Here is a 13745-nt window from a genome sequence, read left to right as displayed (position 1 = left end):
GGGGCCTAGGGGATTGGGACCTGGGCCGCGGCCGGATCTTCTGGTCGCAATCGATGTTCACGATCCTCGGCCTGGAGAGCCGCAACGACCTCCTCACCTTCGGTGAGGTCAATGCGCTGGTGAAGGGCGAGGACATCGACCTGTTCGCGATCGCCGACGAACTGATGGCCGGCCGGGTCGATCACATCGACCACAGCTTCCAGATGCGTCACGCCCATGGCCATTGGATCTGGCTGCGGATGCGCTGCGAGCTCACCCAGGAGTCCGGCTCGACCGAGAAGCACCTGATCGGCATCGCGGTCGACATCACCGAGCAGAAGAGCCTCGCCGAGCGCTCGGTCGAAGCCGATCTGCGCCTGCGCGATGCGATCGAGACCATCCCGGAAGCCTTCGTGCTGTGGGACGCCGAGAATCGTCTGGTGCTGTGCAATTCGCACTTCCAGCGCCTGCATAAGCTGCCGGACTCGGCGGTGACGCCCGGCACCTCCTACGAGACCATTCTCGAAGTCGGCCGCATGCCGCAGCTCCGCACCCGGCTGTGCGACAACGGCGCGGTGATGCCCGGCGCCCGCACCTTCGAGGCGCAGCTCGACGACGGCAGCTGGCTGCACATCAGCGAGCGCCGCACCAAGGACGGTGGCTACGTCGCGGTCGGCACCGACATCACCAGGATCAAGGCGCACGAACAGAAGCTGGTCGACAACGACCTGCGGCTGCGCGCCACCGTCGCCGATCTCAAGATCACGCAGTCGAAACTGGAGAAGCAGGCGCTCGAACTCGCCGACCTCGCCCGCAAATACGCCGACGAAAAACGGCGGGCCGAGGAAGCCAATCAGACCAAGTCGAAATTCCTGGCCAATATGAGCCACGAGCTGCGCACGCCGCTCAACGCCATCATCGGCTTCTCGGAGATCATGGGCAGCGGCATGTTCGGCACGCTGGGCTCGGAGAAGTATCAGGAATACTTCCACGACATCATGACCAGCGGTCACTATCTGCTGGAGGTGATCAACGACATCCTCGACATGTCGAAGATCGAAGCCGGCCGGATGCGGCTGGAGATGGAGCCGCTCGATCTCGCCAAGACCATCGGCGAGTCGCTGAAAGTCGTGGCCGGCCGCGCCGAGCACAAGCATCTCGACCTGCGCTCCGAGCTCAACGACCAGATCCCGATCGTCGCCGACCGCCGCGCCATCAAGCAGATCCTGATCAACCTATTGTCGAACGCGGTGAAGTTCACCCCCGACGCCGGCCGGGTGACGGTACGCGGCCGCATCGCCGGCGGCTCGATCGTGCTGATGATCGCCGACACCGGCATCGGCATTCCGCCGCAATCGCTGCGCCGTCTCGGCCAGCCATTCGAACAGGTCGAGAGCCAGCTCACCAAGAGCTATCACGGCTCCGGCCTCGGCCTCGCCATCGCCAAGTCGCTGGTCAACCTGCACGGCGGCTCGATGCGGCTGCGCTCGACGCTCGGCACCGGCACCATCGTGATGGTGAGCCTGCCCCGCACCTGCCAGCAGCGCCCCCTCGCCGCCTGATCTCGTCAGCCTGGTCTCTTGCGCGGCTTGGTTCTCTTTTCACGGCCTCGTCTCTGCCGTTGCACAGCGGTGGTGTCTGTCTCTCTCTGCTCCGGCGAAGGAGATTCCGGGTTCGCGCTCCGCGCGCCCCGGAATGACTCGTGGTGAGTTCGGACGCTCTACACAACGTCATTCCGGGGCGCGAGCGCAGCTCGCGAACCCGGAATCCCGAGATGCTCTGATACCCGGCCTCCACGCGACCGACCGGCGACGCCACATTGAGAGAGGCGTGCTGTTCGGTTCGCCCCTTCTTTCCGTATCAGCCAATGCCTTCCACCGACGCGCAAAAATAAGCCCCGGTTCTGATCGCTCAGAACCGGGGCTTGCTTGAGCAATGAGAGGTTCGCTTACCAATTGACGCGGGCGCCGGCCGAGACCTGGTGGCTGGTGGCGTTGCTGCGATATTCGCCGGTGTAGGCGGCGAACATCCGGAACGTCTCGGTGCGCCAGCCCGACAGCTTGGCGCTCACCAGCGCCGCGTTGCGGCCCGGCTGCGCGGCATCGACCAGGAACGCTTGATCGAGCAGCGCGGCTTCGCTGACCAGCGTGCTGTCACGCAGGTCGTAGCCCCAGCCGACCTTCAGCTCCGGCGCCAGCGTGGTGCCGTCGGTGGTGCGCAGCCGCGCGCTCACCGCCGCACCGACCGTGGAGGTCAGCTTGTCGTAGGTCCGCGCCGCATAGACGAGGCCGATCGGCAGCTGGCTTTCGCTGTAGGCATCGCGGCGGAAGCCCTGCCAGGTCATGCCGACGAACGGCTTCAACGTCACGTCGTGCCCCATCGCAAACCGGTAGCCAGCCTCGAACGTGGTGCCGACGCCGACGCCGTTGGCGCTGCCCTGCAGGCTGGTCGGCGACAACAGGATCTGGCGGCTGGTCGCCATCTGGCTCGGACCGGCCGCGATGCGGAAGTCGAGCACGGCGGCGCCCGGCGTCCAGCTCGCATAGGCGGCGCCCGCATAGGTATCGACCGTGCCCTGCATGTCGGTGCTGGTCGCCGTGGTGCGCGCGTAGCCGAACGCGCCGCCGGCGTTGAAGCTGTTAGAGAATCGCCGATCGACACCGACCGCAAAGCCGGCGCTGACCGCCTTCGAGCCTGACAGATCGCCGCTATCGCCGACCCGGCTGTTGCGGCCGAAGCCCTGGCCCCACACCGACCAGCCGTCCTGCACCCGCTCGGCCGGCGAGATGCTGGCGAACGCATTCATTGCCCCATTGGTGCCGGCGCTCATCGTGTTGCTGCCCGCATAGGACATCGCGAAGGATTGCGCGGTGCCGTTCTGGCCGATCTCGCTGCCCGACGTCAGCATGTCCTGGCGATCGCCGATCGCGCCGAGGAAGCCGGTGAACGCCTGCAACGGCGCGCTGGCCATCGCCGGCTGGCCGGAACCGGGGAGCTGATTCAGCGCCTTGTCGAACTCGGCCTGAGTGTTGAGCTTGTACAGCGCGTTGTACAGCGCCTTCTCATTGGCGGTCGGCATCACGCCCGAGGCCGCACGCTTGTTGTCGAGGATGCGGGCGACCGACTGCTGTGTCGGCCCCAGCCTGTCGGCTTCGGCGAGCTGGCTGAAGCTCGACGGCGTCACCGCCAGGGCGATCGAGGTCGGGTTGTAGATCAGGTCGAAGCGGCCGTTGGCCGGCAGCCCCGAGGTCGGCTGCTCCAGCTTGGAGAAGCTGCCCGCGGTGCTGGCGCCATCGGTCGCCTGCACAAACGCGAACTTGGCGCCGATTGCCGGCGTGTAGTTGCTGACGGTGCCGACGCTGCCGCGCAGCACCGGGGTCAGCGTGCCGGCCGCGTAGAACACATTGCCGGCGCCAGTGACGTAGATCTTGTCGTAAGTGCCGGGGCCGCCCGGCACGATCAGCGAGCCGTCGATATCGATCCGCGTCGTGGCGGTCGAGGTCAACGTCACGTTGCCATTGAAGGTCAGCGTGCCGACCGAGTTGCCGTTCAGCACCGTGCCGGCCGGCACCACGTTGTTGCTCACCAGGTCGCCGATATTCGCCATCTTGCCTGGTGACAGCATGCCCGCGATCACGGTGTCTCCGGCGATCGTGCCGAAGCCGGCCAGGGTTGCGGGCTGCGCCACTTCGAGGCGATGGCCCGCCGACATCGTCAGCGTGCCGTCGACCGCGAGCGTGCCAAGCTGGGCGAATACGTTGCCTCCGGCGTCGGTCCGGCCGGAAATGCTCAGGATGCCGGTGCCGACCTTCGAGAAATCACCGTCGGTGGTGAGCAGCCGGCTCCAATAGGTGGTCTGGTCAGCGGCAACCGACACTGCCGTGTTGGCAGTCAGGCTGGTCGGGCCGTCGGTCGCCCGATCGAGCCGGATCAGACCGTAGCCGAACACGGCGTCGACGCCCGGCGCGCCGAGATCTTCGGTGGTCGAGAACAACAGGCGCGACAGGTCCTGCGCGTTGTAGCTCGGATTGGCCTGAATCAGCACTGCGATTGCACCCGACACCGTCGGCGCCGCCATCGAGGTGCCTTGCGCGAAGCCGTAGGTGTTCACCGGCACGGTCGAATACACCAGTGCGCCCGTTGCATCATCGCCACCCGGCGCGGCAACGCACCAGCTCGCGGTCACGCCGCAGAGATTCGAATAAGACGCAGCCGCCTTGGTGATGCCCACCGACATCACCGAAATGATCTGTCCCTGCTGATGTTGAAGGGCAGATCCGTCGAGCTGCTGTCCCTGGTCGTCATAGACGCCAAGCCCGGCATGCGCCGGATTGAAGAACGGCATCAACGCGATGCCGTTGGCATTGCGGGCGGCGATCGGATTCTCGGCGCGGTCGTTGCCGGCCGCGGCGACGATGATCTTGCCGGCTTTGAGGACATTGAACGCGGCATTCGCCTCGTCGTCGATGTTTCCGACGGTCCAAAGCTTCAGATTGGTCAGACCGTCCGAATTCGGGCCGTAGCTGGCGTTATAGACCATCGTCCCGCTCAGGCCCGCGAAGTAGTTCAGCGCCAGCGCGGAGGAGTCGACGTTCCCGTAAGTGGTGTAGCCTTTCTCGGTGATCGCGCGCAGCGGAATGATGCTGGCATCGTAAGCGACGCCGTGCGCATCGACATTGTCGAACTTCTCAGCGGCGATAATGCCGGCGACGTGCGACCCATGGATGTCGGTCTTCTGCGCGCTCTCCGGAGAGAGATCGTTCGGATCGAACGCCTTGCCGATCTCGACGACGTAGTTCTTGCCGAGGTTGGTGCGCAGCTTGTTGACGAGGCCGGCATTGGTCGTGTCGAAGCCGGTATCAGCCACTGTCACAGTGACGCCGGCGCCGGTGAAACCACGGTTATAGGCGCCCTGGGCGCCGATCATATCCAGGTTCCAGGTCTGCTCGGCCGTGGTTGGCAGCGGGTTCGGCAGGTTCGGCGAGTTGTTCACCGCCATCGCGACGTTCTGATACGACGAGGCGGTCAATCCCGAGACCGACGCGGTGCGGGTCGCGAGCACTTGCGCGGCGTTCGGCGCGAGCACCATGCGCTGGCCGGAGGTCAGCACGCCGAGATCGGCAGCCGTGGTCACGTCGCGCACCGCCGTTGGCGCCAGCGTGGAGACATGGCGCACCACCGCGTCGCGTAGTCCGGGATTGCGATACGTGCTGTCGTAGGCCTGCGCGATCAGCGCGCGCTCGCCCTGCCGCATCGCGTCGGAGAATTTCGCCTTCAGTTCGGGCGACAACGCAGCCTTGGCAACCGATTTCGAAGGCGACTCCGCCGCATACAACGCGGCTGACATCGGAGCGCTGACAAGAAACGTCGTACACAACAGCAGCGACGAGAGATGACGAAAACGCCCCACGGTGCTCACGGACTTTCCCTTCCTGTCCGAGCAGGCGCCTCAGCCGCGCATGCTCAGTGTCTGTCTCGATCGGCGAACTGACGAACACTTCGCCTCGGTGTTCGCGTAGTTCTAAATCGGTGCTAATGCGTCGCGACAGAGCGGAGCGGCCGGATTCAGGTTGAAGGCGGCGCTTTCCTTTGACTTTGCGTCTCAGAACAGGATGGGCGGGAGTGTCGGCGACCTCTTCGCCTTGGTGCGGGCACACGCGGAGCGCGCAATCCATCGCGACCGCGTCCTGTCGGCTGGCGGCGCGGAGACGCATCGTCTTTCGTGGAAAAACCCGCTAAGCTGAAGGCACTTGGCCGCCGGCGGCGCAGCTGCCGATGGCCTGTCGAGCCGGCTTGAAGATCAATCGACCCGATGGCGTCCCTTCCCCGACTCTATTACGTGACCTCCGGCCTCGACGAGGCGAACGCATTCGCGACCTGGCGCGCGGTGATCTCGCCGCTGTTCGAGCCGCGTCCGTGCGGGCCGAGCCGCAAGACGCCGACCGGATCGGCCTACGGCATCATCATCGGCGACCTGGTGGTCGCCAAGGTCGCGTTCAACGCCCAGGATTTCGTCCGCGACGCCCACCGCATCTCCGTGACGCCGGATCATCTGCTGCTGCACCTCTACGTGTCGGGCGGCTTCAACGGCGAGGTGACGCGGCAGCAGACGGTGATCGGCCCCGGCAAGGTGGCGCTGATCGATCTCGCCTGCCCGATCTCGACCCGAGCGTTCGCGTCGAACACGATGTGCCTGATCGTGCCGCGCAAGCTGCTCGCCGGGCTGCCGCTGCACGCGCTCAAGCCGAAGCTCGATCCGCTGCGCAACGATCTGCTGGCCGCCTATATCCGCTCGCTGCAGGAGCGCAGCGCGCAGCTGACCGAGGCCGACGTGGCGACGACAGTGGCGGAGACCGCCGACTTCCTGCGCCGGCTGCTGGCGCCGTCCGCCGAGGCCGACCTCGCCCCGCAGCGCGGCGCCGACGAGACCATCCTGGCGCTGACCGAAGCGCTGATCCGCGACAACCTCGCGCAGCCCGAGCTGTCGCCCGATTGGCTGGCGCAGCAGCTCGACGTGTCCCGCGCCTCGCTGTACCGGCTGTTCGCCGAGCGCGGCGGGGTGATGCGTTACGTGCAGGAACGCCGGCTGCTCGCGGTGCAGGCCGCGCTCGCCGATCCGGTGGAGACGCGACGGCTGTCGCGCCTCGCCTCTGATCTCGGCTTCAAGAGCGAGGCGCATTTCAGCCGCTCGTTCCGCGCCCGGTTCGGCATCACCGCCAGCGCCTATCGCAAGGCGCAGCTCGATGCCTCAGCCGCGATCCAGCTCACCAGCCCGGCGGTGGTGCAGCAATGGTGGACCGCAGTGGCGCGCGATCCGTTCAGGCAGGCCGTCTGAGCGCGAGCATTCCGAGCAGCGCTGTAGCCTAAAATCCGGCTTGTCCGCGTTCGGAGCGGCCGTGTAAGAGCGAACCGACGATTGATGCGAGGAGCCCGGCGTGGATTTCAGCACCGCCTTCCACCAGACCTCGGTTTGGATGTTTCGACTGGCGTTCGTCGGCGCCGCGGTCGGCATCGGCTACATCGTCATGACCAAGCAGGACGAGACACCGGCGACGGCGCCCGCCTCTATCGCGGCTCCGATCGACGATGGCGTGACCGGCTGCAAGCCGATCGGCCAGACCGCGAGCGGCAAGCTGGTGTATTCGATGGATTGCGATCAGCTGCCGTCCGCCGCCGACGCGAAGTAAGCGCGCCGGTCGTCACAACTCCCCGATCGAGAGAACTGCAGCGCGCGCAGCTGCGCCTTAAGCGTCCTCGCCGCCGATCAGGCGGTTGAAGATCGCGCGCACGTCGGACTGGGTCTCTTTCACCCGCGCCTGCAGCGACGAGAAGTCCGGCGCGTCGCCGGCGCGCACCATCACCCGCAACAGATCGTCGCCGGCGGTGTCCGGATTGAATTTCTCGCTGACGCACAGCCGCAGGATCTGCGTCAGGTCCTGATACAGCCGCGCTGCGGGCCGCAGCACTTCGGCATCGGCCTGTGCCAGGAAACCGAGCCGGGTCGCATGATCGAGCGCGGTGAGCGTATTGACGTGCAGGATGTCGGGGGCCTCGTACGCATGCACGAGCTGCAGATACTGCGCGATGAAGTCGATATCGACCATGCCGCCGGCGGCGTATTTCAGATCCCAGACGTCGTCCTCGCCCTTCTCCTGCGCGATCGCGCGGCGCATTTCGGCGACGTCGTTGGCGATGATCGCGGCGTCGCGCGGCCGCGTCAGCACCGCACGGATCACCTGCTCGATCCTGCTGCGAAACTCCGGCGCGGCCGAGATCACCCGCGCCCGGGTCAGCGCCAGATGCTCCCAGGTCCAGGCTTCCTGTTCCTGATAGGCGGCGAACGCATCGAGCCGCGACGCCACCGGGCCGGCGCGGCCCGACGGCCGCAGCCGCATGTCGACATCGTACAGCACGCCGTAGTTAGTCCGCGTGGTGAACGCCGAGATCAGCCGCTGGGTGAACCGCGCAAAGTACTGCGCGCCGTGCAGCGAGCGTTCGCCGTCACTGTCGGGCTGATCGTCGTCGAAATCATAGATCAGGATCAGGTCGAGATCGGACGACGCCGTCATCTCGCGGCTGCCGAGCTTGCCCATCGCCAGGATCGCTGTCTGCTGACCCTTAACGCGGCCGTAGGTCGAGGCGAACTGCTCGCTGACCAGGCCATGCACCGTGCCGACGATGCCCTCGGCGACATCGGCGAATGCCACCGCCGCCTGCTGGGTCGGAACGGTGCCGGACAGAATCCGCGTTCCGATCAGGAACAGGCTCTCCTGCCCGAATAGCCGCAGCCGATCGAGAAACTCTTCGTACGACCCCGCATCCGCCAGCGTCACCGCCAGCCGCGCCGACAGTTCGGTCTGATCCGGCATCGCGCCGAAGAACCGCGGGTCGATCAGGCCGTCGAGGATCTGCGGCTGCCGTGCCAGCATGTCGCCGAGCCGCGGCGCGGCGCCGAGCACCAGCGCCACCAGCGTCAAGAGTTCGCGGTTCTGGCTCAGCAGCGAAATCAGCCGGCCGCCGCGATGCAGCGCCTGCAGCAGGCGATCGAACGCATTGACGGCGTCGTCCGGCTGTTCGGCGCGCGCCAACTCCTCGATCAGCGCCGGCACGAATTCGCGGAATGCACGCTGCGTGGTCTCGACCTTGAGCACGCGATAACCGCCGGTCATCCACTGCTGCAGCGTGGTCGCGATCATCAGCGGCTTCTTGTAGCCGAGCGACAGCAGGTGATCGAGCAGCCGGGTGTCTTCGGGGCCAGCGCCGTAATCGACCGGCGGCAGCTTGGCAGTGCCGGTCGGATCGCCCTCGAACAGCTTGGCGTAATGGCCCTGCACGCGTTCGAGATAGCCGAGCAGATCGCGCGCAAACGAGTCCCGGCTGTCGTAGCCGAGGAAACGCGAAAACCGTTCGATCGCCTCGACGGTGTCGGGCAGCGCGTGGGTCTGCTCGTCGGCGATCATCTGCACGCGGTGCTCGACTTTGCGCAGGAACAGATACGCTTCGGTCAGCTCGTCGCGCGCCTGCCAGGTGATCCAGTTGCGCGCCGCCAGAATCTCCAGCGCCTCCAGGGTCGGCCGCACGCGTAGTTCGGGATGGCGGCCGCCGGCGATCAGTTGCTGGGTCTGGGCGAAGAATTCGATTTCGCGGATGCCGCCGCGGCCGACCTTGACGTTGTGGCCTTCGACCGCGATCTCGGTCTGGCCACGATAGGTCTGCATCTGCCGCTTCATGTCGTGGACGTCGGACAGCGCGGCGAAATCGAGATGCTTGCGCCAGACGAACGGCGCGATCTCCGACAGCAGCGCTTCGCCGGCGACGAGGTCGCCGGCACAGGGCCGCGCCTTGATCATCGCAGCGCGTTCCCAAGTGCGGCCTTCGCGTTCGTAGTAATTGAGCGCCGACACGGTCGAGAGCGCCACCGGCGTCGACGCCGGATCAGGCCGCAGTCGTAGGTCGACGCGGAACACGTAGCCGTCACCACGGCGCTGTTGCAGGATCCGGCTAAGGCCTTGCGTGACGCGGACGAAGAACGGCTGCGGTTCGATGTCGGGCGCGAGCGTCGGCGCATCGAGCTCGTAGAACACGATCAGGTCGATGTCGCTCGAATAGTTCAGTTCGCCGGCGCCCATCTTGCCCATCGCCAGCACGATCAGGCCGGAGCCCTGCTCCGGGCAATCGGGATTGAGCGGCACGATCCGGCCACGGCCGGCTTCCTGGCGCAGCAGGAAGCGCAGCGTCATCTGCACCGAGCGGCCGGCGAGATCGGTGAGCGCCTGCGTCACCTGCATCACCGGCCAGATCCCGCCGATGTCGCACAGCGCGATCAACAGCGCCGCCTCGGCCTTCAGCCGGCGCAGCGCCGCCATCACCTCGTCTTCGGCCGACGCCGCAGCGACGTAGGTCTCGGCGTCTTCGAGGAGCTTGGCGAGCCTCTGTTCCGGAGCGCCGCGCAGCACCCGCAGCAGCCGCACCGGATCGGCACGGATCAGATCGAATAGATACGGCGAGGCCTCGGCGATCGATTGCAGCGCGGTCTGTAGGTCCGGGAACGCGTTGCCGAGAGCTGCGATGGCATCGGCCTGTTCAGGCGCCAGATCGCCCAGCCAGCCAGCCCAACGCTCCGCCGCCAGTACGGGATCGTACAGGCGCGGTCCGGCGCCGAAGCGCGCGGCCAAAGCGGTCTGGTCGAGGTCCGCGGTGATCGCGGAAAAAATCATGCCGGCGCCGGTTCGAGAGTTGTTGCGGAGGCCTGTCCTTCGCCCGTGCGGGCCGGAATTGCAAGCGTGGCGCGCAAACCCGGGTCCGCGTCGGCAAGTCGCAGTTCGCCGCCGTGCAGCCGCGCCACCGCCGAGGCCAGGCTGAGGCCGAGTCCGGAGCCCGGCAGCGTGCGGCTGGCCTCGAGCCGGACGAAACGCTCGATCGCGTGCTTGCGGTCGCCTTCCGGAATGCCGATGCCGTGGTCGGTGACGCTGAGCAGCACCTGATCGCCATCGCGTCGCGCCTCGATCAGCACGGTGGCGGCGGCGGCCTCGGCGCCGCCGTCCGCCGGCGGCTGCGGCTTGCCGTATTTGATCGCGTTCTCGACCAGATTGGCAAGCGCCTGGCTGATCAATTCCCGATTGCCGCGGACCGGCGCAGCCAGAGCCTCGACCTGCAGGCTGAGTTCGTTGTCTTCCGCCAGCGGCTCGTACAATTCGTGGATGTCGCGGGCGATTTCGGCGGCGTCGAAATCGCTCATGTCGCCGCTGGCGTAGCCGGCTTCGGCGCGAGCGATCATCAACAGCGCGTTGAAGGTGCGGATCAGGCCGTCGGACTCTTCGATCGTGCGCTCCAGCGCGACGCGATAGTCGGACTCGCTAGAGGCCCGCGCCAGCGCCTCCTCGGCGCGGTTGCGCAGCCGCGTCAGCGGCGTCTTCAGATCGTGCGCGATATTGTCGGAGACTTCCTTCATCCCCGACATCAGGGCTTCGATCCGCTCCAGCATCGCGTTGAGATTTTCCGCCAGACGGTCGAGCTCGTCGCCGCTGCGCCCGACCGGCAACCGGCCCGACAGATCGCCCGCCATGATCCGCTGCGTGGTGCCGGTCATCGCATCGATCCGCCGCAGCACGCGGCGCGCGGCGAACACGCCGCCGCCGAGGCCGAGCACGACGACGATCAGCACCGACCATTGCGCCGCCGAGCGCACCACCTTGTTCAGCCGCCGCCGCTCTTCGAGGTCGCGGCCGACCAGCAGGCGAAAGCCGCTCGACAGCTCGGTGACACGCACCAGCGCGCGGTGATCGGAGCGCTCCTGATCGTCGAGCCGGCGATAGAACGTCTCGCTCCAGCCGAGCTTGCTCATCACCCCCGGCGCCAGCGCGCCGACATTGCCGGCGACCGCCTGCCCGGCCGGCGTGGTGACGAGATAGAGATTGGCGCCGGGCCGCAGCGCGCGGTTCTCCAGCGTGAACACCACGCCGCGCAGGCCGCGTCGGCCGTAGATGTCGTTGATCTCGGCAATCTCGGCGTCGACCGTGGTGGTGATCTGATCGGTGATCAGCTTGCGCGTGGTCCAGGCGAAGTACGCCACCAGCGAGGCCGCGAACAGCCCGAACAGAAACAGATAGACCAGCGTCAGCCGAAACGCGGTGGTTCGGATCAGTTTACCGAAGGCGGTCACGGATCACGTCCCGGCGGCGATGCTCTTGAAGGGTTTTCATGCCGGCAAATTAGACAGTTCGGCCCTGAATCCAAAGTGACAAATCGTTCAAGTAGCGGACCGCTACGCTGCAGCACTGCAAGCGCCGGACACAGCAAAAACCGAGGCGCCGCCCTTGGACAGGCGACGCCTCGGTGTGAGTGATAGCTGGAATAGCACAACTCGCCGCAGCAAGCGGCGAGTTGGGGACTATGAAGCGCGCACGGTGCGGAGGAAGCGGCTCACCTCGTCTTCGAGCCGGCCGCTTTCCTGCGACAGCGACTGCGCCGACGACAATAGCTGCGTCGACGACGAGCCGGTTTCGACCGCGCCGCGCTTGACGTCCAGGATGGTGGCGGAGACGCGCTCGGTACCCTGCGCGGTCTGCTGAATGTTGCGCGAGATCTCCTGCGTCGCCGCGCCCTGCTCTTCCACCGCGGACGCAATGTGCGCGGAGATTTCCGACAGCTTCTCGATGGTGCCGCTGATCTCGCTGATCGCGCCGACCGACTCCTGCGTCGCTGATTGAATGCGGCTGATCTGCTGGCCGATCTCGCCGGTGGCCTTCGCGGTCTGCTCGGCCAGCGCCTTCACCTCGGCCGCAACGACCGAGAAGCCGCGACCGGCTTCACCGGCGCGGGCGGCCTCGATCGTCGCGTTCAGCGCCAGCAAATTGGTCTGGCCCGCGATGGTGTTGATCAGTTCGACGACGTCGCCGATCCGCGTCGCGGCCTTCGACAGTTCGCTGACGCGCTCGGTGGTGTTGCGCGCCTGCCCGACGGCATCGCCGGCGATTCTAGCGGATTCCTGCACCTGTTGGCTGATCTCGCGGATCGACGACGACAACTGATCGGTCGCCGAGGCCACCGACTGCACGTTGCAGGTCGCTTCTTCGGACGCGGCCGCAACGTTGCTGGCGAGTTGCTGCGAGGTGTCGGCCGTGGTGGCGAGCTGGCGCGCCGAGCTTTCGAGATCGGCCGAGGCGGTCGACACCGTCCTGACGATCTTGCCGATCGCGCTTTCGAAATCGCTGGCGAGCTGATGGATCGAGTCGCGCTTCTGGTTCTCCGCCTTCACCAGTTCATCGATGTCGACCAGCGAGCCGCAGGCGCGCCGCGGCTTGCGGTGCTCGTCGAGCACCACACCACCGGTGGCGCGGAACCAGCGATAGCTGCCGTCCTTGACCTTGAGGCGATACTTGACGTCGTAACCAACGCCGGTCTGGCAGGTCTGGGTGAAGGCCGCGAAGGTCGGCGCGACATCGTCGGGATGCAAGCGGTCCGACCAGGACTGCACGACGTTCGGAAACTCGGCTTCGGAGCTATAGCCGCACAGCCGGCGGAATTCGGACGACCAGGTCCACCGCGCCTTGGGATGCATCGCATCGCCTTCGTGCAGGATCGCGTCCCACAATCCGATGCCGCAATGAAGCGACAGGGTGTCGAGCCATTCGGCCTTCTGCAGCAGCTCCTGTTTCTTCTGGCGTCCCATCAACATGCGGCTTTTCACATCCCTGATTAGCAGTGAGTTTGCAGGACGTTCGCATGTGAAAGTTAAGAAACGATGGGTGCGCTGTATTTAGATACCCAGAAACACTACGGGGGTAGTGCTTTTGCAGCCAACAGCCACCGCTGAGCAGCGCTACGCAGACGGCGTCAGACTGGGTGTCTGCGCGGCCGTCGAGCACCTGTTTGGTCTCGTCGGAGAACCTCGCCACAGGCGACGAGGCGCAGAGCGAGGCTCAGCGCAGCCCGTCTCGGATCATGTAGCCGGCACCGCGGATGGTGTGCAGCAGCGGGTGATCGAAGCCCTTGTCGATCTTGGCGCGCAGCCGGGAGATGTGGACGTCGATGACGTTGGTCTGCGGATCGAAGTGATAGTCCCAGACGTTCTCCAGCAGCATGGTGCGGGTCACCACCTGGCCGGCGTGCTTCATCAGATATTCGAGCAGTCTGAATTCGCGCGGCTGCAGCGTCAGCTCTTCGCCGCCGCGGGTGACGCGATGCGACAGCCGGTCGAGTTCGAGATCGGCGACGCGGTAGCTGGTTTCTTCCGCCGGGCCGCCGTGACGGCGCGACAGCACCTC

Annotated in this window: 8 protein-coding genes; 3 read left to right on the top strand and 5 right to left on the bottom strand. The window is 66.2% G+C overall.

Annotation, left to right across the window (positions count from 1 at the left end):
* The coding region (locus tag DYI24_RS10030; RefSeq protein ID WP_164572184.1) for a sensor histidine kinase at window positions 1-1541 on the top strand (1541 nt) is incomplete at its 5' end.
* A 386-nt stretch (window positions 1542-1927) separates the two neighbouring features.
* Here DYI24_RS10030 and DYI24_RS10025 read toward each other — a convergent pair.
* Window positions 1928-5326: an autotransporter domain-containing protein gene (locus DYI24_RS10025; RefSeq protein ID WP_246701214.1), complete on the bottom strand. Its 3399-nt coding sequence runs from the start codon at window positions 5324-5326 to the stop codon at window positions 1928-1930.
* 465 nt (window positions 5327-5791) lie between these two features.
* Here DYI24_RS10025 and DYI24_RS10020 point away from each other — a divergent pair, with 465 nt between their 5' ends.
* Together DYI24_RS10020 and DYI24_RS10015 are read left to right on the top strand one after the other, a co-directional pair.
* On the top strand, window positions 5792-6814 hold the full coding sequence (locus tag DYI24_RS10020) for a helix-turn-helix domain-containing protein (RefSeq protein ID WP_164572182.1): 1023 nt from the start codon (window positions 5792-5794) through the stop codon (window positions 6812-6814).
* A gap of 100 nt (window positions 6815-6914) precedes the next feature.
* On the top strand, window positions 6915-7166 hold the full coding sequence (locus DYI24_RS10015; protein ID WP_164572181.1) for a hypothetical protein: 252 nt from the start codon (window positions 6915-6917) through the stop codon (window positions 7164-7166).
* 57 nt (window positions 7167-7223) lie between these two features.
* Here the strand turns inward: DYI24_RS10015 and DYI24_RS10010 are convergent, their stop codons facing one another.
* From DYI24_RS10010 to DYI24_RS09995, 4 genes are all read right to left on the bottom strand, one after another.
* Entirely contained in the window at window positions 7224-10196 is a 2973-nt protein-coding gene (locus DYI24_RS10010) for a bifunctional [glutamine synthetase] adenylyltransferase/[glutamine synthetase]-adenylyl-L-tyrosine phosphorylase (protein WP_164572180.1), read from the bottom strand.
* Complete coding sequence (locus tag DYI24_RS10005; protein ID WP_164572179.1) at window positions 10193-11641, bottom strand: sensor histidine kinase; 1449 nt, start codon at window positions 11639-11641, stop codon at window positions 10193-10195. The genes DYI24_RS10010 and DYI24_RS10005 overlap by 4 nt, the downstream gene beginning before the upstream one ends.
* Window positions 11642-11869: 228 nt before the next feature.
* The gene (locus tag DYI24_RS10000) at window positions 11870-13039 is read right to left on the bottom strand and encodes a methyl-accepting chemotaxis protein (protein ID WP_283810843.1); all 1170 of its coding nucleotides are present in this window, start codon (window positions 13037-13039) and stop codon (window positions 11870-11872) included.
* Window positions 13040-13400: 361 nt separating this feature from the next.
* The coding region (locus DYI24_RS09995) for a winged helix-turn-helix domain-containing protein (RefSeq protein WP_164572177.1) at window positions 13401-13745 on the bottom strand (345 nt) is incomplete at its 5' end.

The organism is Rhodopseudomonas sp. BR0C11 (assembly GCF_010820945.1).
Taxonomy (GTDB): domain Bacteria; phylum Pseudomonadota; class Alphaproteobacteria; order Rhizobiales; family Xanthobacteraceae; genus Rhodopseudomonas; species Rhodopseudomonas palustris_H.
This window is presented reverse-complemented; position numbering and strand designations above follow the sequence as displayed.